Here is an 18,261-nt window from a genome sequence, read left to right on the forward strand (position 1 = left end):
CTAAGGCTTGAACGGCAGCTTAGCCGGCATATTCGTCCGCGAGATCGCTGAATTTGGTGATCCGGGCCTCGAACTTGAGCTTCACCTTGCCGGTGGCGCCATGGCGCTGCTTGGCGACGATCAGCTCGCACAGGCCGAACACGTCCTGCGCCTCCTTCATCCAGTTTTCGTGCGCGGCATGGACCTCCGTGCCGCTGGTGGAATCCGGCCGCTTGGGTTCGCGCGCATTCACGTAATATTCTTCGCGAAACACGAACAGCACGATGTCGGCGTCCTGCTCGATCGAGCCGGATTCGCGCAGATCCGAAAGCTGCGGCCGCTTATCCTCGCGGCTTTCGACCGCGCGGCTGAGCTGGGACAAGGCCATCACCGGGACCGACAATTCCTTGGCGAGTTGCTTGAGGCCACGGCTGATTTCCGAAATCTCCTGCACCCGATTTTCGCCGGCATTCCGGCCAGAGCCTTGGAGCAACTGAAGATAATCGACCACAATCATACCGATGCCGCGCTGACGTTTGAGCCGGCGCGCGCGGGTGCGCAGCGCCGCGATCGTCAGGCCCGGCGTGTCGTCGATATAGAGCGGCAGGCCTTCGAGTTCGGCGGCAGCGCGCGCGAGATTGCGGAAATCCTGCTGGCTGATCTTGCCCATGCGCAGATTTTCGGCGCTGATCCCCGAATTCTCCGCCAGAATGCGCGTCGCCAGCTGATCGGCCGACATTTCCAGACTGAAGAAGGCGACCCCAGCACCGACCGATTTGTCGTCCGGAACGCCGTCTTCTCGGTCGCGGGTCAGGCGGCGCGCCGCGTTGAACGCGATATTGGTGGCGAGCGAGGTCTTGCCCATGCCGGGACGCCCGGCGAGGATGATCAGATCGGAGGGATGCAAACCGCCCATCTTGGAATTGACACTGTCGAGACCGGTCGTGACGCCCGAAACGTGGCCGCCCGAATTGAGCGCGCGCTCCGCCTGCTCCACCGCGAGCTTGGTCGCTTGGGCAAAGGTCTTGACCGAACCCTGTTCGCCCCCCTCCTCTGCCACGCGATAAAGCGCGACCTCCGCCTCTTCGATCTGACTCTTGGGATCGACCGATTCAGACGTATCGACCGCCTTTTCGACCATCTCGCGTCCAACGCCGATCAGCGCACGCAGAAGCGCGAGATCATAGACCTGGGTTGCGAAATCCCGCGCGCCGATCAGGGCAGCGCCCGAGCCGGTAAGCTGCGCGAGATAGGCGGGCCCACCCAATTCCTTGATTTCGGTGTCGGCCTCGAACATCGGCCGCAACGTGACCGGATTTGCGACCATGTTCTTGTCGGTCATACGAAGAATGGCTTCGTAGATGCGGCCGTGAACCTGCTCATAGAAATGGTCGGGGCGCAGCTTGAGCTGCACATCCTCAACCAGCCTATTGTCGATCATCAGCGCGCCGAGCAAAGCCGCCTCGGCTTCCACATTGTGCGGAAGCGCGGGAGGGCCGCCCTCTGGCGGCATCGGTACGAGTCGGATCGGTTCTGCCATTTGAGAACCCATGCCCCCGCACCTCGGCTTGGCCAAGTCGGAAGCCCTGTGGATAAAAAATTTAGCGGGCATGTTTTTTGCCAAGCCCTGCTCGCGGCGATAGACCGGGATCGATGGCCGACCCGCGCATCATTGCGATCGAACTGGATGACGACACCTTTCCGACCCGCGCGATCGAAGCCGATCGCGAGCGGCAGGTGGCGATTCACGATCTGCTGGCGGGCAACCGATTCGAGCCGCGCCGGCCGATGGAGAAGGGTCATGCCGGCCCCTACCGCGTGACATTGCGAGTCGAGGAAGGCCGGCTGGCGATCGACATCGCGGATACCGGCAAGATGCCGCTCGAGACGATCAAGCTCGGGCTCACGCGCTTCCGGCGGCCGATCAAGGATTATTTCGCGATCTGCGAGAGCTATTTCCGCGCGCTCGGCGAGCAGCAGAATCCGGCCCAGATCGAGACGATCGACATGGCGCGGCGCGGAATCCACAATGGCGGCGCCGAGCTGCTGATGGACTGTCTGGAGAATAAGGTGACGATCGATTTCGAGACCGCGCGGCGGCTCTTCACCCTGATCGCAGCGCTCCACATCCGTGGCTGAGGTGCCGATCGAGGATGTCGCCGGCCGCGTGCTGATCGACCATGCGCTGGATGCGCTCAAGAACGCCTACGCGCCTTATTCGAAATTCGCGGTCGGCGCGGCGTTGCTGCTGGAGGACGGCACGATCGTCCCCGGCACCAATTTCGAGAATGCGAGCTACGGCCTGTCGCTCTGCGCCGAAACCGTCGCGCTGGCGGCGGCCAACGTCGCGGGACGGCTGAAGGATGTGGTTGCGATCGGGATCGTCGGCGGCGCGATCACGCCGAAGGGCGTCGAGGGCGACATGCCGATCTACCCCTGCGGACGCTGCCGCCAGATCTTGAACGAGGCGGCCGACCTCGGCGGCCGCGATATCATCGTCTATTGCGGTTCGGCCGACGGCACGCTGATACGCCGCCATGCGCTTTCCGAATTGCTGCCCTACGCATTCGGCCCCGCCGATCTGGCCCACGACACCCCTTCTTAACCGCTCCCGGGGCATGATCCGGGGCGATGCCCGCCCATCGATCGCCCTTCACGCACACACGTCTGGTGCATCTGTCGCCCGGTACGGCGCTCGGCCTGTTGCTGGCGCTGATTCTGGTGATCGGCGCCGGATTGGCGATGCGCCCGTCGGGTACGCCGGGCGGGGCCGCGGGCGGCGGCGACGCCGCGCTCTACCGTCAGATTGCCGCGCGCGTGGCCGGCGGCGAGGCTTATTACCCCGCCGCCGCCGCGGAGCATCGCGCCAGCGGCTATCCGCTCAAGCCTTTCACCGCCGTACGCCAGCCTTTGCTGGCGGAAATCGCAGCGACGGTCGGTCCGGTCGGCGCCGAATGGCTGCTCCGCCTGCTTGCGGTGGCGGCAACGGCGGCCACCGTGATCCGGCTTGTGCCCCGGCTCAAAACCCCGTTCCGCGAGATCGCGATCCTGCTCAGCGCCACCTCGGCCGGTGCGTTCGTGCAGTCTGGCATGTGGGTATGGCACGAAATCTGGGCCGGCTTGCTGATCACGCTCGCGCTCGCCTGCCGCACCGAGCGCCATTGGCTGTTCAGCGTTGCGCTGGGCCTGACGGCGGCCCTTTTGCGCGAACTCGCATTCCCGTTCCTGCTGGTCATGGCGGGTACCGCCCGGGCGAGCGGCAACCGGGGCGAGGCCCGGGCCTGGATTGGCGCCGCCGCGATCGCGACCGCCTCGCTCACGCTGCATATGATTTCGGTCGGCGCGGTGGCGCTTCCCAGCGACGTGACATCGCCCGGCTGGCTTGGCCTGGGCGGCTGGCGCTTCGATCTCGCGCTGGCGCGGCAATCGTCGCTGCTGATGGGACTGCCCGTATGGGTCGCAGCGGTGGCGACGCCGCTGGCGCTACTCGGCTGGTGCGCCTGGCCCGGGGCTTATGCGCTGCGCACGGCCGCGATGCTGGGCGTGTGGATGGCCGCCTTCCTGGTCTTCGGCAGACCCGACAACAGCTATTGGGGTTTCCTGTTCGCGCCTTTGCTGCCGGTCGGCCTGGCGCTCGTGCCGGCCGCCTTGCGCGATCTGGTGCGCGCGTCGCGGCCTCTTCTGGCTGGCACTGCCGGGACCCCGATCACACACTGATCCGCGCGGCTGGCCAAACCGGGTAAAGTGGCGCTAATCCAGCGCGCACACGCACACCTCGGGGAGCCTGCAATTTGTCCATCCAATCCGATCGTTGGATCCGCGAACAGGCACAGCAGCATGCCATGATCGAGCCGTTCGTCGAGGCACAACGCCGCGACGGCTGCATCAGCTATGGCCTGTCCTCCTACGGCTATGACGCGCGCGTTTCCGACGAATTCAAGATCTTCACCAACATCGACAGCGTGATCGTCGATCCCAAGGATTTCGCGCACAACAGCTTCGTCGATCGCAAGACCGATTGCTGCATCATCCCGCCCAACAGCTTCGCGCTCGCCCGCACGGTCGAATATTTCCGCGTGCCGCGCGACGTGCTCGTCATCTGCCTCGGCAAGTCGACCTATGCGCGCTGCGGCATCATCGTGAACGTGACCCCGCTCGAGCCCGGCTGGGAAGGGCATGTTACGCTTGAATTCTCCAACACGACGCCCTTGCCCGCCAAGATCTACGCCAATGAGGGCGCGTGCCAGTTCCTGTTCCTGAAGGGCAATGAACCGTGCGAGGTCAGCTATGCCGACCGCGCCGGCAAATATATGGCGCAGACCGGCGTCACGTTGCCGCGCCTGTGAAGGATGATCGGATGACGCTTCGCGGCCTGCGCGTAGTCGCACTGATCGGTGTGGCCGCGGCCGCGATCGCCGCGACCGACTATCGCGGCTATCTCAGCCAGACCGTCGATCTGACCACGATCCTTCCGCCCGCACCGCTCAAGGGCGAGATACGCTACGAAGCCGACCGCAAGATATTCAAGCAAACCCGCGCGATGCTGAACACGCCGCGCGGGCAGCTTGCGACCAGCGACGTCCCCTCCTCCGTCATCGACGTAATGAAGGATTTCAGCTGCGCGGCAGGGGTTACCTTGTCGCCCGAAACCGCGCCCGCCACCTATCGCCTGCTCGCCAACGCCAATGCCGATACGGCGCATGCCAACAACGCCGCCAAGGATCATTGGCAGCGGCTGCGGCCGTTCCTGATCGACAAGGGGCCAGTGTGCGAATCGAAGGAAGAGCTCGCCAAGAGCTACGATTATCCCTCGGGCCACACGACGCGCGGCTGGACCTTCGGACTGGTGCTGACCGACGCCGAGCCGGATCGCGCAACGCCGATCCTGACCCGCGCACGCGCCTACGGCGAGAGCCGGATCGTGTGCGGCGCGCACAATATGAGCGCGGTCGAGGCCGGGCGGCTGGGCGCGACGGTGACGATGCAGACGGTGCGCGCGACAGTCGCCTACCAGACCGATCTCGCCGCCGCCCGCCAGGAACTCGCGGCGGCGCGCGCCAATCCGGCGCTGGCGCCCGCGGTCGCGGGCTGCTCGACTGAAGCGGCGCTTACCGCGAAATCGATACTGGCGGGGCTGAAATAATCAGCCTTTGCCGGGAATGAGCGCGCCCAGGATCGGGCGGACCCAATCGTCCTTCTTCATATCCCACACGATGAAGTCGCCATCGAACTGCCAATAGGTCCAGGCGAATTCGTGTCGCTCCGCCGAGCGCGCGACCGCGCTCGTCCAGGCGACGCGCGACGCCATGTCGCCGCCCTCGCGCGCCCCGAATTCGCCGAGCAGGATCGGCCGATCATGCGCCTTCGACCAGGCGGAAACCTGGTCGAAATCGCTGTCGATCTTGGCGCGTTCCTCCGCCGTGCAGCAGGTCACGCCCGAGACGTTGGCGAATGCCGGCACCCAGCTCGCGCCCTGGTGGGTGAAGCGCATCGGGTCATAATAATGGAAGGTGACGATGATGTGCCGGTCATTCTCCGGCAGTTCGAGCGTGTCGATCTGGTGGAGGCTGTTCCACTGGGTCGGGCCGATCACCAGGGTCCGCGTCGGATTGTCCCGCCGCACGATCGGAATCAGCTCGCGCAGCGTGGCATTCCATTTGGCCGCGTCGAGGGGCCCGTGCGGCTCGTTGAGCAGCTCGAACATCACGTTGCTGTTGCGCTTGCGCAGATGGTGGCCGACCTGTCGCCAGAAGGCGATCAACTTGTCGTGGCAGGCGTCGGGATTCTCGCTGCACAGATTATAATCATGCTCATCGACGATGACGTTGAGCCCGGCATGGGTCGCGCCGTTGACCGCCCAGTCGAGCGTATCGATCCATTTCTGCGGCAGCTGGTTATGCTTATCCATATGCTCGAACGACTGGAGCACGATACGCACGGTGGTGAAGCCGGCCTGACGGATCTTGAAGAAATGATAGGTCTTGAAATGGCCCTGGCGGAAATCCTTCCACAGCGGGTCATAGCCGATGATGTTGACGCCGCGGCCGAGCACGCGATCCTGATCCCAGGCTGAAGGCGCGGGCTTGGCGGCATGCGCCATGCCGACGCCCATCGCGGCCAAAGCCAGCGCGCATGCTCCCTTCCAGAACGCCCGCATCCTCGTCTCTCCCTTATCTGCGTCGACCATTGTGTCGTATGTTGGCGGGCCACCCGCGTCGAGGGGCGATGCGGTCGCCGCGCCTGTGTTGCGGCGGACCAGAGCCTTCGAACCCTTCGATCTCGAACCGAAGCGCGCCCGAAATCGGGTTCGCTTCGGCCAGCCGCAGCTTGAGCTTCAAGCCCGACGTATAACGCGTGCCCGTCTCGTCACCGACCAGAGCATGCGATGCCTCATCATAGCGAAAATATTCGCGGCCGAGCGTCGAAACCGGCACCAGCCCATCGCCGCCCAGCCCTTCCACCGTCGCGAAGAAACCGAACGGCTGCACGCCGGTGATGCGCGTATCGACCAGTTCGCCGATCTTGGTCGACAGATAGGCCGCGACATAGCGGTCGAGCGTCTCGCGCTCCGCCTCCATCGCACGACGCTCCGCCCCGCTGATCGCTTCGCCGATCCGTACGAAGGCGGTCTCGTCCTCCGCCGGCAGCCGCGTCTGGCTCGCGGCGGGCGCGAGATTATAGGCACCGACCAGCGAACGGTGGACGAGCAGATCGGCATAACGGCGGATCGGGCTGGTGAAATGGGCGTAGCTGCCGAGCGCGAGGCCGAAATGGCCGGCATTGCCCGGGCCGTAATAAGCCTGGGTCTGCGTGCGCAGCACCTGCTCCATGATCTGCGGGCGCTCGTCGCGCTCGCCGACCTTCTCCAGCAGATGATTGAACGTGCCCGGCTTGATCACCTGGCCGAGCGCGAAGCTGATCCCGAACGTGTCGAGATAATCCTTGAGCGCGACCAGTTTCTCGCGGCTCGGCGGCTCGTGGATGCGGTACATGACCGGCGCCTTCTTCGCCTCGAGCGCCTTGGCGGCGGCGACGTTGGCCGCGATCATATAATCCTCGATCAGCCGGTGCGCATCGAGCCGCTCGCGCGGCGCGACCGACATGATCCGCCCCTTCTCGTCGAGAATGACGCGCCGCTCGGGCAAATCGAGCTCCAGCGGCGCACGCTTGTCGCGCGCCTTGGCGAGCGCCGCCCAGCACGCCCACAGCGGCTTGAGCGCGTCCTCGAGCAACGACCCCTCGCCAGCATCGATCGCCGCCTGGGCATCCTCATAGGCGATGTTCGCCGCGACCCGGATGACCGCGCGGGTGAACTTCCAGCTCTTGAGCGTACCGTCCGCGGCGATGACGAGGTGGCAGACCAGGGCCGCGCGATCCGCGCCTTCCTTCAGCGAACAGATATCGGCCGACAATTCCTCGGGCAGCATCGGGACCACCCGGTCAGGGAAATAGACGCTGTTGCCGCGCCGCCGCGCTTCGCGGTCGAGATCGGAGCCGGGGCGGACGTAGAAACTGACGTCCGCGATCGCGACGATCGCGAGGAACCCGCCCGGATTGGCGGGATCGTCATCCGCCGTCGCCCACACCGCATCGTCATGATCGCGCGCATCGGCCGGGTCGATCGCGACGATCGGCAAATGCCGCAGATCCTCCCGCTCGCCGCCCAAGGGCAATTTCGCGACCTTGAGCGCTTCGGCGATCGTATCTTCCGAAAAGACATCGGGAATGCCGTGCTTGTGGATCGCGATCAGGCTGAAGCTGCGCGGCGCGAACGGCTCACCCAGCCGTTGGGTCACGCGCGCGGTGATGCGCGGCGGCCGGCCCGCTTTCTCCGCCAGCACGAGATCGCCGACCTGAGCGTCGCCCGCGTCCGACACCATCAATTCGTGGCGCTCGCGCTTGTCGACCGGCTTCAGCCAGAGCTTGTCGCCTTCCTTGTGGAGCACGCCCAGCACCTGCTCCTCGCCGCGCTCGAGCCGCTTCATCGGATGCGCGACCCAGCCCTTTCCGGCCTCTTCGGTGCGCGCGAGGATTCGGTCGCCCACGCCTAATGCGCGGCCGCGCTTGCCATGTTCGATCACGCGCAGTTTGGGCGGGGGTGTTTCGGCATGCCAGATTTCGGGCACCGCCACCGCCTGGCCGTCATCGCCGACGTCGACGATGCGCAGCACGGTCACCTTGGGGACGCCGCCCATCTTGTGAAAGGAGCGGCCGGGGGCGCTGTCGATCAGCCCCTCGTCGGCCATGTCCTTGAGCAAGGCCTTGAGCTGGATCTTCTCATTGCCCTGCAGGCCGAAAGCGCGCGCGATTTCGCGTTTGCCGGCGGGCGTGGCGCTGGACGCGATGAAATCCAGGATCTGTTGGCGACTCGGCAGGCCGGGTACGGGGGGTCGGGGCATTAGCGCCACATAGGTGGCATCTCGCGCGCACGCCACAGATGCGGTCTGGTCGCGGGGTCGCGATATGGTTTACAATCCCCGGCGAGGGGAAACGGGGGCAGGCATGATCCTGATCGGGCAATATGATTCGCCCTTCGTACGGCGGGTGGCGGTCACGCTGCGGCTGTACAAGCTGAACTACGAGCATCGCCCCTGGTCGGCGATCGGCGATGCCGACAAGATCGCAGAGATCAATCCGCTGATGCGCGTGCCGACCCTGATCACCAGCGATGGCGAGGCGATCACCGACAGCGGCACGATCATCCAGTTGCTCGACCATCTCGCCGGCTTCGGCGCATTTCTCAGCCGCAATTGGCCCCAGCAAGGCGACGTGCTGCGTCTCGCCGGCTTCGCCGCCGGCGTCGCCGACAAGGGCGTTGCATTGCTGTACGAAGGCGCCTTCCACACCCAGGCTCTGCCGGTCTGGCACGAACGGCTGCACAGGCAGGTTGCCGACACGCTGGCGATGCTCGATCGCGAACGGGTCCTACGCAAGACGCCGTGGCTGTTCGGCGAAAGGCTGAGCCATGCCGACATCATGATCGGCACCATGTTCTGTTTCCTGCGCGAGGCGCTGCCCGGCGCGTTCGACCTGGACGGCTACAAGGCGCTCAGGAAACATTCGAAGGCGTGCGATGCCTTGCCCGAATTCAAGCAGGCCTATCAGTCTTATAAACTGGGCATGCCCGCCGACGCCTAATCCGCGCCGAGCATACCCTTGAGGCGCGCGAAGAAGCCGCTCGTTTCGGGGCATTCCTCGCCCGTCTCGGTCGCGCGAAACTCCTCCAGCAGTTCTTTCTGGCGCTGGGTCAGCTTGGTCGGGGTCTCGACTTCGATCTGGACGACCATGTCGCCATGCCCGCGCCCGTTCAGCACCGGCATGCCCGCACCGCGCTGGCGCAACTGCTTGCCCGACTGGATGCCCGCCGGAATGCGCAATTCATGCGCCTGGCCGTCGAGACCCGGCACTGTGATCGAACCGCCGAGCGAGGCGGTGCTGAAGCTGATCGGCGCGCGCGCGAACAAAGTCGTGCCCTCGCGCTGGAACAGGCCGTGCCGCGTGATGTGCAGGAAGATATAGAGATCGCCCGACGGGCCGCCGCGCGCACCGGCCTCGCCCTCGCCCGACATGCGGATGCGCGTGCCTTCGTCGACGCCGGGCGGAATCTTCACCTCCAGCGTCTTCGATTTCTCGACTCGGCCTTCGCCGCGGCAATCGCGGCACGGCTCGCTGATCACTTCGCCACGGCCATGGCAGGACGGGCAGACCCGCTCGACCACGAAGAAGCCCTGCTGCGCGCGCACCTTGCCGTGGCCGTTGCACGTCGCGCAGCCCTTTGCGCCGGTGCCGGGCTTGGCGCCGGTGCCCTCGCACGTGTCGCAGCGCGCGGCGACATCGACGCGGATTTCGTCGCTCGTGCCGTGATAGGCCTCTTCCAGGCTAATCTCGAGATCGTAGCGCAGGTCGGCGCCGCGCTGGACGGACGAGCGCCCGCCGCCGGACCGGCCCTGTCCCATGAACTCGCCGAAGATATTCTCGAAAATGTCGGCAAAGCCCTCGAAGCCCTGCTGGCCGCCACCGCCGCCCGCCCCATTCTGGAAGGCGGCATGGCCGAAGCGGTCATAGGCCGCGCGCTTCTGCGGGTCCTTGAGCACGTCATAGGCCTGGCTGATGGCCTTGAACTTGGCTTCGGACTTCTCGCAGCCCGGATTGCGATCCGGATGGCATTCCATTGCGAGGCGGCGATAGGACGTCTTGATCGTCTTATCGTCCGCGGTGCGCTCGATTTCGAGCAGCTCGTAAAAATCTACTTCGGCCATCGACTTCCCAGATGCGAAAGCCCCTCCTCCCGATGGAGGAGGGGCTGATCCCTATCGCTTACTTCGTGTCGTCGACTTCCGAGAATTCGGCGTCGACCACGTCCTCGTCGGACTTGGCTTCGGCCTCGCCCGAACCCGCCGCGCTACCCGCGGCCTGCTCGGCCTCGTAGATCTTCTGTCCCATCTTCATCGCGGACTGCGCGAGCGCCTGGGTCTTTTCGGCCATTTCGTCGGCATTGCCGCCTTCGACCGCGGTCTTGGTGGCAGCGACAGCCGCTTCGATCTCGGCCTTGAGCTCGGCATCGATCTTCGCGCCATGCTCGGCAAGCTGGCCTTCGGTCGAATGGATCAGGCTTTCGGCGTTGTTCTTGGCTTCCGCTGCGGCACGACGCTTCTTGTCCTCCTCAGCGAACTGCTCGGCATCCTTGACCATCTGATCGATGTCATTGTCCGAGAGACCGCCCGAGGCCTGGATCTTGATCTGCTGTTCCTTGCCGGTGCCCTTGTCCTTGGCACTGACGTTGACGATGCCGTTGGCGTCGATGTCGAACGTGACTTCGATCTGCGGCACGCCGCGCGGCGCGGGCGGGATACCGACCAGATCGAACTGGCCGAGCATCTTGTTGTCGCCCGCCATTTCACGCTCGCCCTGGAAGACGCGGATCGTGACGGCGTTCTGATTGTCGTCGGCCGTCGAATAGGTCTGCGACTTCTTGGTCGGGATGGTCGTGTTGCGGTCGATCATCTTGGTCATGATGCCGCCCAAAGTCTCGATGCCGAGCGACAGCGGGGTCACGTCAAGCAGCAGCACGTCCTTGACATCACCCTGGAGCACGCCGGCCTGGACCGCCGCACCGATGGCGACGACTTCGTCCGGATTGACGCCGGTGTGCGGCTCCTTGCCGAAGAAGGCCTTCACCGCATCGCGCACCTTGGGCATGCGGGTCATGCCGCCGACAAGGACGACCTCGTCGATCGCGTCGGCCTTCACGCCGGCATCGGCGAGCGCCTTCTTCATGGGCTCGATCGTGCGCTTGATCAGATCCTCGACCAGACGCTCCAGATCGGTGCGCGTGATCGTCTTGACCAGATGCTTCGGACCGGTGGCGTCGGCGGTAATGAAGGGCAGATTGACCTCGGTCGTCTGGGTCGACGACAGCTCGATCTTGGCCTTTTCGGCGGCTTCCTTGAGGCGCTGGAGGGCGAGCCGATCCTTGGTCAGATCGATGCCTTCCGCCTTCTTGAAGTCGTCAGCGAGATACTGGACGACCTTGGCGTCGAAATCCTCACCGCCAAGGAAGGTGTCGCCGTTGGTCGACTTCACCTCGAACACGCCGTCGCCGATCTCGAGGATCGACACGTCGAACGTGCCGCCGCCCAAGTCATAGACCGCGATCGTCTTGTTGGTGTCTTTCTCGAGCCCGTAGGCGAGTGCGGCCGCGGTCGGCTCGTTGATGATGCGCAGCACCTCAAGACCCGCGATCTTGCCGGCGTCCTTGGTCGCCTGGCGCTGCGCGTCGTTGAAGTAAGCCGGAACCGTGATGACCGCCTGGGTTACCGTTTCGCCGAGATAGGACTCGGCGGTTTCCTTCATCTTCTGCAGGATGAAGGCCGAAATCTGGCTGGGCGAATAATCCTCGCCGCCCGCCTGGACCCACGCGTCGCCGTTCGCACCCTTCACGATGTGATAGGGGACCAGCTCGGTGTCCTTCTTGGTGATCGGATCGTCGAAGCGACGGCCGATCAGGCGCTTCACCGCATAGATGGTGTTGTCGGGGTTGGTCACCGCCTGGCGCTTGGCCGGCTGACCGATCAGTCGCTCCCCATCCTTGGCGAAGGCGACGATCGAAGGCGTGGTACGCGCGCCTTCGGCATTTTCGATCACCTTGGGCTTGCCGCCTTCCATGACGGCGACGCAGCTGTTCGTCGTACCCAGGTCGATCCCGATAACTTTGGCCATTGTAATCCTCTTGTCAGTACCCTGTCCTGCCGCCCGGCACGCCCCCTCAACAGGCAGACGCTATCCCCGAACGACGCTTTGCTTCAGCGGATATAGGGAGGCGAAAAGCCATCGCAAGACATGGCACGCGCACGGTTTTCGCAACAAGATTTAGCGCCTAGAGGGACGGCATGACGCGCAACATCCTTTTCCTCGCCCCGATCCTGCTGCTTTCGGCCTGCCATACGCGCAGTTCCGAACCCAAGGTGACCGAGGCATGGGTGCGCCTGCCCGCGGTGGCCGGTCAGCCCGCAGCGGCCTATTTCACGATCCATGGCGGCCGTAGCGCCGAAAAGCTCGTGCGGATGGAAAGCGCGCTCGCGACGAAGACCGAGATGCATCAGAGCATGGCCGGTATGCAGGGCATGACAACGATGGCGCCGCTCGATCATGTCGACGTGCCCGCGCGCGGCACAATCACGTTCAAGCCGGGCGGCAACCACGCCATGCTGATCGGGCTCGATCCGGTGGTGAGGCCGGGCACCGCCGTGCCGCTGCGTTTCGGTTTCGCCGACGGCACCACCACCGAAGCCGAAGCCAAGAGCGTCAGCGCGGGCGGGGACGCGCCCTATTGAGCTGGGTCCGCCGCGATCCGGGCCGGCCGCTCACCTCCGGCGAACGGGCGTTGGCGGCCAGCCTGTTCGGCACAGCGATCGACCTCGACGCGGTGCGGCTGCATCGGGCCAAATGGTTTCCATTCCAGCCACGCAACGTGGCCATGGCCCCGGACGGCGGCATCTGGTTCCACCCTCAGGGCAACCTCTGGCGAGACAATTTCGCGATAGCTTCCGAACCGTTACGCGCGCTCTTCATCCACGAATTGACGAAACTGCGGTGGCATCACTCCGCGACACCGCTTTCGTTAGTCGGTGACACCCCGCCGCTGGCCATAGCCCATAAAGCGGCCGTTCTTTTAGCGACCCAATTGCGGACGTTAGCCCTGTCCGGTGGCCAAGGGGGCCAGGCGAAGCGAAGCCCAAAAATAGAAGGAAGCAGGCAGGCTGATCACTAACGACAAAGCACCCGCTCGCCCGAACAAAAAGCAGCCAAACAGCAGCGAGACCGTTGCCGCTCCCAAGGCCCACAGGATGGGTCTGCGAACAATGTATGCGCCAAACCACAAGGCGCATAAGGCGGCCACGACTATTAAAGGCGCCGAAAACCCCGCAAGGAGGACAAGAAGTGGCCCGAATATGAGGCCAGGCAGAGCCAGCGCCACCGCCCAAGCAAGAAAGACCCGCATTGCCACATCGAGGCGAAGGATGCCGGAAGACATTCGCTCATCTAACTTACAAGCTGCCTGTCCGCAAACCACCAACACCAGCCATTCAGGCGTAGGACGCAGGCTTGAGCCAGAAACGGAACCTGACCCCCGGTGAAATTGCCCTAGCGGTCTCGATCTATCGGAACGCCATTGATCTAAGCGCCGTAGAGATACGTCGTCACAAGTGGTGGCCATTCCAGTCCCGCAATGTCGCCATGGCTCCGATGGGTCACCTACATTTTCATCCCGATGGTCCGCTCTGGCGCGAGGATTTCAGCGAAGCCAGCGTCTCCCTGCGTGGTCTTTTGATCCATGAGCTTTGTCACGTCTGGCAAACCCAACGGGGCATTTTCCTTCCGCTGCGACGCCTTCCCTTCGCACGTTATTCCTACACGCTGCGGCTGGGCAAACCGTTTACCTCTTACGGGATGGAGCAGCAGGCTGAGATCGCAGCCAACACGTATCTCGCGCGAGAAGGTCATCTCGCGCTCACGGCTGCCGATCGGGCGCAGCATGAAGCACTAATCGCACAGATCCGCTGAAACCTGCGGAATTCGCTGCGTTGCATTCACGCAAACAAGGCACCCATGTCTGGCAGCATCAGCGGGGATTGTGCCTGCCGCTCCGCCGTCATCCTTTTTGCCGCTACGATTATGAGATCGTGCCTGGGCGGCCGCTCGCCGGTTATGGGATCGAGCAACAGGCGATGATCGTGGAGCATGTTTTCGTGTGCCGGCTGAGCGGCATACGCAATCAGCCGCTCGAACAAATCGTCACGCAGGCGGGCTTCGCCGCCGCCTAGACGGCAAGCGCCCGCCGCAGCACGGCGGTAAGCCCCTGATCGCGATCGTAGAATTGGGCCCGGAGAGGCGCGCAATTCGCCTGCAGCTTGCGATAGAGCGTCCGATCGCCGGCCAGCGCCGCGACCGCATCGGCATGGCTATCCGCGTCGTTGGACCGGGCAGTCATCGCCGCCGGTTCGAGCAGTTCGAGCGCGGGCACGATCGGGTTGCTGACGATCGGCCGGCCCGCGAGGATCGCCTCGGCGGCGGTCATCGCGAGGCCTTCCGCAAAACCGCTGCGCGTCGGCACGATCGACGCATGGCTTTCCGTATAGACCTGTTGGAGGTCCTCCAGCGATGTCCAGCCACGCGCGGTGACGACATCCTGCAGCCCCAGAGCGACGATCTTGTCGCGCAACGGCTCCAGCGCGGCGCCGCGCCCGCAGACCGTCCAGCGCACCTGCCCCGGCATCGTCGCCTCGACCCGCCGCGCCATGTCCGGAATATCGAGCACGCCCTTATGTTCGACGACGCGGCCGATGAACATGATCCGGAACGGCACCGCGTCAGCATCCGGCGACGGAATATGCGCGAAATAGTCGGGCAGGAATTGCGCGCGTACCTGCCAGATCGGCGGATGCGCGGCGCCGGCAATCTCGTCGACCTGGCGTTCCGCCTCGGGCGACACCGCGATGATTGCTTTCGGCACCCGACGCCAGAAAGCGCGATCCAGCCATTGTACGATGCTCTGCAGCTTGCCCTTCGGCCTGAACCCGTTCGGCCAGAGGCAATTATGCAGGATCGGCACCACCGGAATGCCGACGATGCGGAACGCGGTCATCATGAAGAAGGGAACGACGCCCGAATCCACCAGCGCGAGATCGGCGCCGAACGCGCGGGCGGTCCGCACCAGCCCGAGGCAGTAACGGAGCTCGGCCAGGTAGTAGCCCAAGCCCTTGCCGTGGGTGCGGACGCGGTGTTCGATCGTGAACGCTCCGTCCTGCACGATCTGGGCCTCGGCACGCGCCGAGACCATATAGGCCTCCGCCCCGATCTCCTGGACGAAGTCCTCGATCTGCCCCGAAAAGGTGATCGACACCTCGTTCGGATTGTGGACGCCCTGACGCCAGAATGTGTGCGACTGGATGATGTCCGCGCCACCCGCGGACACATAGAAGACACGCTTTATCTTCGCCTCACGACCCACTGACACCCCCTTAGTCGGCTGGGCCGAACGCCTTCAGGCTTCCAGATCGACCTTGGGATGCTGCTCCGCCGCCTTGGCGACGCCGACCAGAGCCGGCCGCAGCAGGCGATCCTTGATCATGTAGCCGGCCTGCATTTCCTGCACGATCGTGCCGGGCGCTTGCTCGCTCGGCAGTTCGACCATCGCCTGGTGCCGGTTGGGGTCGAGCTGTGCGCCGATGCTCTCGATCCGGGTAATGCCGTTGCGCTGGAAGATATTCTCCAGCTCCTTGCCGGTCATCTCAAGACCCGTCACGAGCGCCTTGGTACCCTCGTTTTCGCGCATCGCCGGCGGGATCGCCGCCAGCGCACGCGCCAGATTGTCGGATACCGACAGGATGTCGCGCGCGAAGCTGGTCGCGGCATAGGCACGCGCGTCCTGCGCGTCCTTCTCCATGCGGCGGCGGACATTCTGCGTCTCGGCCTGCGCGTAGAGGATCTGCTTCTTCAGATCCTCGATCTCCGCCTGCAGCCCGGCCGCTTCGTCATGTTCGGCCACCTCGGGCGATTCCGCGGCGGTTTCCTCGCGCAGGTCGTCGGCGTCGGGGGTGGTCATATCGTCACTCATGCCATCAATCTCGTCAGTGTTTGTGCGGTGAAATCCACCATGGGAACGACCCGCGCATAGTTCAACCGCGTCGGCCCGATAACCCCCACCACGCCGACCACGCGTCCGTCGGCGCCATGATAGGGTGCGGCGATAACCGACGAACCGGATAACGCGAACAGCTTGTTTTCCGATCCGATGAATATCTTCATCGCCCGCGCGCCTCGCGCGCTGTCGAGCAGACGGGCAATCTCCTCCTTGCCCTCGATCTCGTCGAGCAATTGGCGCACCCGCTCCAGATCGGCATCGGCCGCATGATCGATCAGATTGGCCGCACCCCGCACGATCATCACCGGCCGGCGCGACCCGTCCTCGGACCATATCGCCAGACCGCGCGCGACCAGGCTCTGCGCGGTCGTGTCGAGCGCGGACCGGCCCTTGGCGATCTCGTCCGCCAGCCGCACCTGCGCTTCGCCGAGCGTCAAGCCGGATAGACGCCCGCTGATATAATTGGCGGCTTCCGCCAGCGCGGACGGGCCGACGCCCTGCGGCAGATCGACCACCCGATTCTCGACCGATCCGTCGGCGCCGACCAGCACCGCCACCGCCTGATCGTGACCAAGCGGCAGGAAGGAGAATTGGCGCAGCACCGGCTCGCCGCGCGGTACCATCACCAGCCCGGCGCAGGCCGACAGTCCCGAGAGGACCGCGCTGGTCGCGGCCAGCGCCTCCTCGACCGGGCCGCGCGCCTGCGCTTCGATTGCCGCACGCTCGACATCGGAAGGCTCGGAAGTCTGCATCATCGCATCGACGAACAGCCGCAGCCCACCCTCGGTCGGCATCCGTCCGGCGGAGGTATGGGGTGCCGCGAGCAGTCCCATCTCTTCCAGATCCTGCATCACGTTGCGGATCGAAGCTGGCGACAAATTGAGTCCGCCGAAGCGCGAGATCGTGCGCGATCCCACCGGCAGCCCGCTCTCCAGATAGGAATCGACCACCATCCGGAACACGTCGCGGGCACGCGCCGACATTTCGGTGACGGGAACGGTCATTTTCGGCGCGACCATAAAAGCAGGCCCAGACCGACCACCGCCAGGACCGCACCCCGTATCGCCCACGGCCGCACGTCGATCATGAAGCTGGATGCGGGCCATTTGACCACGCCGGTGCCCTGGCCGATCCACAACAGCCCCATCAGGAGCGCGATCACGCCAACGATCCGTGCGGCTATTTTCATGGTCCATCCTTCGGGCTGGCGAGGCGCCGCCACTGCCGTTACATGCGGCCGCCCAACCATAAGGACAATCCCCCGATGCGCCCAAGCGGCCGCGCCCCTGATCAGATGCGCCCCATCACCATCACCCCCGGTTACACCAAGCATGCGGAGGGTTCGGTCCTGATCGCCTTCGGCGAGACCAAGGTGCTCGTCACCGCGTCGGTTGAGGAAAAGGTGCCGCCGTTCCTGCGCGGCAAGGGCCAAGGTTGGGTCACCGCCGAATATGGCATGCTGCCGCGCGCCACGCATACGCGCGGCAATCGCGAAGCGGCCAAGGGCAAGCAATCGGGCCGCACCCAGGAAATCCAGCGCCTTATCGGCCGTTCCTTGCGCGCGATCTGCGATCTGACCGCGCTCGGCGAGCGCCAGATCACGCTCGATTGCGACGTGATCCAGGCCGATGGCGGCACCCGCACCGCGTCGATCTCCGGCGCGTGGGTTGCGCTCCGCATCGCGATCGATGGCCTGATGAAGCAGGGCCTGCTTACGGTCGATCCGATCAAGTCGCAGGTCGCAGCGGTCTCGTGCGGCATCTATGAGGGAACGCCTGTGCTCGACCTCGATTATATCGAAGACAGTGCAGCCGATGCCGATGCCAATTTCGTCCTCCTCTCCGACGGCAATATCGCCGAGGCGCAGGCTACCGCCGAAGGCGCGACCTATGACGAGGAGGCGTTGTTGCGCCTGCTGCGCCTTGCGCGCATCGGCTGCACCGACATTTTCGCGGCCCAATTGAAGGCGACCGGACGGTGACCATCATGCTGATCGACGATGAACCGCCGGTGATACCGCATCGCAAGCTGCAGCCGGGCAAGCTCGTCATCGCCAGCCACAATGAAGGCAAGTTACGCGAGATCCGCGCCCTGCTCGAGCCTTATGGGATCGAGCCGGTCTCGGCCGCGTCGCTCGG

Annotated in this window: 20 protein-coding genes; 11 read left to right on the forward strand and 9 right to left on the reverse strand. The window is 64.7% G+C overall.

All coding sequences use genetic code 11. The features are described from left to right. Positions 1 to 19 precede the first annotated feature (19 nt). The gene (locus VK533_RS14480; RefSeq protein ID WP_324378877.1) at positions 20 to 1,519 is read right to left on the reverse strand and encodes a replicative DNA helicase; all 1,500 of its coding nucleotides are present in this window, start codon (positions 1,517 to 1,519) and stop codon (positions 20 to 22) included. A 113-nt stretch (positions 1,520 to 1,632) separates the two neighbouring features. Here VK533_RS14480 and VK533_RS14485 point away from each other — a divergent pair, with 113 nt between their 5' ends. From VK533_RS14485 to VK533_RS14505, 5 genes are all read left to right on the forward strand, one after another. After that, positions 1,633 to 2,118 carry a UPF0262 family protein gene (locus VK533_RS14485; RefSeq protein WP_324378878.1) on the forward strand — a complete coding sequence of 162 codons (486 nt, stop codon included), beginning with the start codon at positions 1,633 to 1,635 and terminating at the stop codon, positions 2,116 to 2,118. Further along, a complete protein-coding gene (locus tag VK533_RS14490; RefSeq protein WP_324378880.1) occupies positions 2,111 to 2,584 on the forward strand; it encodes a cytidine deaminase in 474 nt (157 codons plus the stop codon). Before VK533_RS14485 ends, VK533_RS14490 begins: the two co-directional genes overlap by 8 nt. 26 nt (positions 2,585 to 2,610) lie before the next feature. Then, positions 2,611 to 3,696 (forward strand): hypothetical protein, encoded by a 1,086-nt coding sequence (locus VK533_RS14495; protein WP_324378882.1) that lies wholly within the window; start codon positions 2,611 to 2,613, stop codon positions 3,694 to 3,696. 74 nt (positions 3,697 to 3,770) lie between these two features. Further along, complete coding sequence (gene dcd / locus VK533_RS14500) at positions 3,771 to 4,325, forward strand: dCTP deaminase (protein ID WP_324378884.1); 555 nt, start codon at positions 3,771 to 3,773, stop codon at positions 4,323 to 4,325. A gap of 11 nt (positions 4,326 to 4,336) precedes the next feature. Continuing rightward, on the forward strand, positions 4,337 to 5,122 hold the full coding sequence (locus tag VK533_RS14505) for a phosphatase PAP2 family protein (RefSeq protein ID WP_324378886.1): 786 nt from the start codon (positions 4,337 to 4,339) through the stop codon (positions 5,120 to 5,122). Here the strand turns inward: VK533_RS14505 and VK533_RS14510 are convergent, their stop codons facing one another. Continuing rightward, positions 5,123 to 6,136: a glycoside hydrolase family 5 protein gene (locus tag VK533_RS14510; protein ID WP_324378888.1), complete on the reverse strand. Its 1,014-nt coding sequence runs from the start codon at positions 6,134 to 6,136 to the stop codon at positions 5,123 to 5,125. Between the two features lie 13 nt (positions 6,137 to 6,149). Beyond that, on the reverse strand, positions 6,150 to 8,378 hold the full coding sequence (rnr, locus tag VK533_RS14515; RefSeq protein WP_324378890.1) for a ribonuclease R: 2,229 nt from the start codon (positions 8,376 to 8,378) through the stop codon (positions 6,150 to 6,152). 103 nt (positions 8,379 to 8,481) lie between these two features. Between rnr and VK533_RS14520 the strand changes: the two genes are divergently transcribed. Further along, complete coding sequence (locus tag VK533_RS14520) at positions 8,482 to 9,117, forward strand: glutathione S-transferase family protein (protein WP_324378892.1); 636 nt, start codon at positions 8,482 to 8,484, stop codon at positions 9,115 to 9,117. Here VK533_RS14520 and dnaJ read toward each other — a convergent pair. Together dnaJ and dnaK are read right to left on the reverse strand one after the other, a co-directional pair. Further along, positions 9,114 to 10,238 carry a molecular chaperone DnaJ gene (dnaJ, locus tag VK533_RS14525; RefSeq protein WP_324378894.1) on the reverse strand — a complete coding sequence of 375 codons (1,125 nt, stop codon included), beginning with the start codon at positions 10,236 to 10,238 and terminating at the stop codon, positions 9,114 to 9,116. The two genes, VK533_RS14520 and dnaJ, sit on opposite strands and share 4 nt — an antisense overlap. 58 nt (positions 10,239 to 10,296) lie before the next feature. Then, positions 10,297 to 12,198 (reverse strand): molecular chaperone DnaK, encoded by a 1,902-nt coding sequence (gene dnaK, locus VK533_RS14530; RefSeq protein ID WP_324378896.1) that lies wholly within the window; start codon positions 12,196 to 12,198, stop codon positions 10,297 to 10,299. A gap of 170 nt (positions 12,199 to 12,368) precedes the next feature. Between dnaK and VK533_RS14535 the strand changes: the two genes are divergently transcribed. From VK533_RS14535 to VK533_RS14550, 4 genes are all read left to right on the forward strand, one after another. Beyond that, positions 12,369 to 12,812 (forward strand): copper chaperone PCu(A)C, encoded by a 444-nt coding sequence (locus VK533_RS14535; protein ID WP_324378898.1) that lies wholly within the window; start codon positions 12,369 to 12,371, stop codon positions 12,810 to 12,812. Further along, positions 12,809 to 13,249, forward strand: coding sequence for a hypothetical protein (locus VK533_RS14540; protein ID WP_324378900.1), 441 nt, complete (start codon positions 12,809 to 12,811; stop codon positions 13,247 to 13,249). The genes VK533_RS14535 and VK533_RS14540 overlap by 4 nt, the downstream gene beginning before the upstream one ends. 335 nt (positions 13,250 to 13,584) lie before the next feature. Next, positions 13,585 to 14,043 (forward strand): vgr related protein, encoded by a 459-nt coding sequence (locus VK533_RS14545; RefSeq protein ID WP_324378902.1) that lies wholly within the window; start codon positions 13,585 to 13,587, stop codon positions 14,041 to 14,043. Between the two features lie 20 nt (positions 14,044 to 14,063). Further along, complete coding sequence (locus tag VK533_RS14550; protein ID WP_414712316.1) at positions 14,064 to 14,303, forward strand: hypothetical protein; 240 nt, start codon at positions 14,064 to 14,066, stop codon at positions 14,301 to 14,303. On the opposite strand, the gene VK533_RS14555 is transcribed toward VK533_RS14550, so the two are convergent. Genes VK533_RS14555 through VK533_RS14570 form a run of 4 tightly spaced genes read right to left on the reverse strand, consistent with a single transcriptional unit; the run spans position 14,300 to position 17,312 of the window. Beyond that, positions 14,300 to 15,490, reverse strand: coding sequence for a glycosyltransferase family 4 protein (locus VK533_RS14555; protein WP_324378904.1), 1,191 nt, complete (start codon positions 15,488 to 15,490; stop codon positions 14,300 to 14,302). The two genes, VK533_RS14550 and VK533_RS14555, sit on opposite strands and share 4 nt — an antisense overlap. 33 nt (positions 15,491 to 15,523) lie before the next feature. Then, positions 15,524 to 16,096, reverse strand: coding sequence for a nucleotide exchange factor GrpE (grpE, locus tag VK533_RS14560; protein ID WP_324378906.1), 573 nt, complete (start codon positions 16,094 to 16,096; stop codon positions 15,524 to 15,526). After that, entirely contained in the window at positions 16,093 to 17,127 is a 1,035-nt protein-coding gene (gene hrcA, locus VK533_RS14565) for a heat-inducible transcriptional repressor HrcA (RefSeq protein ID WP_324378908.1), read from the reverse strand. Before hrcA ends, grpE begins: the two co-directional genes overlap by 4 nt. Continuing rightward, positions 17,124 to 17,312, reverse strand: a complete 189-nt coding sequence (locus tag VK533_RS14570) for a hypothetical protein (RefSeq protein ID WP_324378909.1) — start codon at positions 17,310 to 17,312, stop codon at positions 17,124 to 17,126. The genes hrcA and VK533_RS14570 overlap by 4 nt, the downstream gene beginning before the upstream one ends. 75 nt (positions 17,313 to 17,387) lie before the next feature. Here VK533_RS14570 and rph point away from each other — a divergent pair, with 75 nt between their 5' ends. After that, the gene (gene rph / locus VK533_RS14575; protein WP_324378911.1) at positions 17,388 to 18,104 is read left to right on the forward strand and encodes a ribonuclease PH; all 717 of its coding nucleotides are present in this window, start codon (positions 17,388 to 17,390) and stop codon (positions 18,102 to 18,104) included. Positions 18,105 to 18,261 lie beyond the last annotated feature (157 nt).

Origin of the sequence: Sphingomonas sp. (assembly GCF_035317925.1) — a bacterium.
In the GTDB taxonomy this organism is placed as follows: domain Bacteria; phylum Pseudomonadota; class Alphaproteobacteria; order Sphingomonadales; family Sphingomonadaceae; genus Sphingomonas_I.

Bases quoted from the DNA above. Each gene is read 5' to 3' on its own strand.
- hrcA (WP_324378908.1), bottom strand. From the start codon at position 17,127: ATGACCGTTCCCGTCACCGAAATGTCGGCGCGTGCCCGCGACGTGTTC.
- rph (WP_324378911.1), top strand. From the start codon at position 17,388: ATGCGCCCAAGCGGCCGCGCCCCTGATCAGATGCGCCCCATCACCATC.
- VK533_RS14505 (WP_324378886.1), top strand. From the start codon at position 4,337: ATGACGCTTCGCGGCCTGCGCGTAGTCGCACTGATCGGTGTGGCCGCG.
- VK533_RS14495 (WP_324378882.1), top strand. From the start codon at position 2,611: ATGCCCGCCCATCGATCGCCCTTCACGCACACACGTCTGGTGCATCTG.
- grpE (WP_324378906.1), bottom strand. From the start codon at position 16,096: ATGAGTGACGATATGACCACCCCCGACGCCGACGACCTGCGCGAGGAA.
- VK533_RS14510 (WP_324378888.1), bottom strand. From the start codon at position 6,136: ATGCGGGCGTTCTGGAAGGGAGCATGCGCGCTGGCTTTGGCCGCGATG.
- VK533_RS14570 (WP_324378909.1), bottom strand. From the start codon at position 17,312: ATGAAAATAGCCGCACGGATCGTTGGCGTGATCGCGCTCCTGATGGGG.
- VK533_RS14520 (WP_324378892.1), top strand. From the start codon at position 8,482: ATGATCCTGATCGGGCAATATGATTCGCCCTTCGTACGGCGGGTGGCG.
- VK533_RS14485 (WP_324378878.1), top strand. From the start codon at position 1,633: ATGGCCGACCCGCGCATCATTGCGATCGAACTGGATGACGACACCTTT.
- VK533_RS14535 (WP_324378898.1), top strand. From the start codon at position 12,369: ATGACGCGCAACATCCTTTTCCTCGCCCCGATCCTGCTGCTTTCGGCC.
- rnr (WP_324378890.1), bottom strand. From the start codon at position 8,378: ATGCCCCGACCCCCCGTACCCGGCCTGCCGAGTCGCCAACAGATCCTG.
- dnaJ (WP_324378894.1), bottom strand. From the start codon at position 10,238: ATGGCCGAAGTAGATTTTTACGAGCTGCTCGAAATCGAGCGCACCGCG.
- dnaK (WP_324378896.1), bottom strand. From the start codon at position 12,198: ATGGCCAAAGTTATCGGGATCGACCTGGGTACGACGAACAGCTGCGTC.
- VK533_RS14480 (WP_324378877.1), bottom strand. From the start codon at position 1,519: ATGGCAGAACCGATCCGACTCGTACCGATGCCGCCAGAGGGCGGCCCT.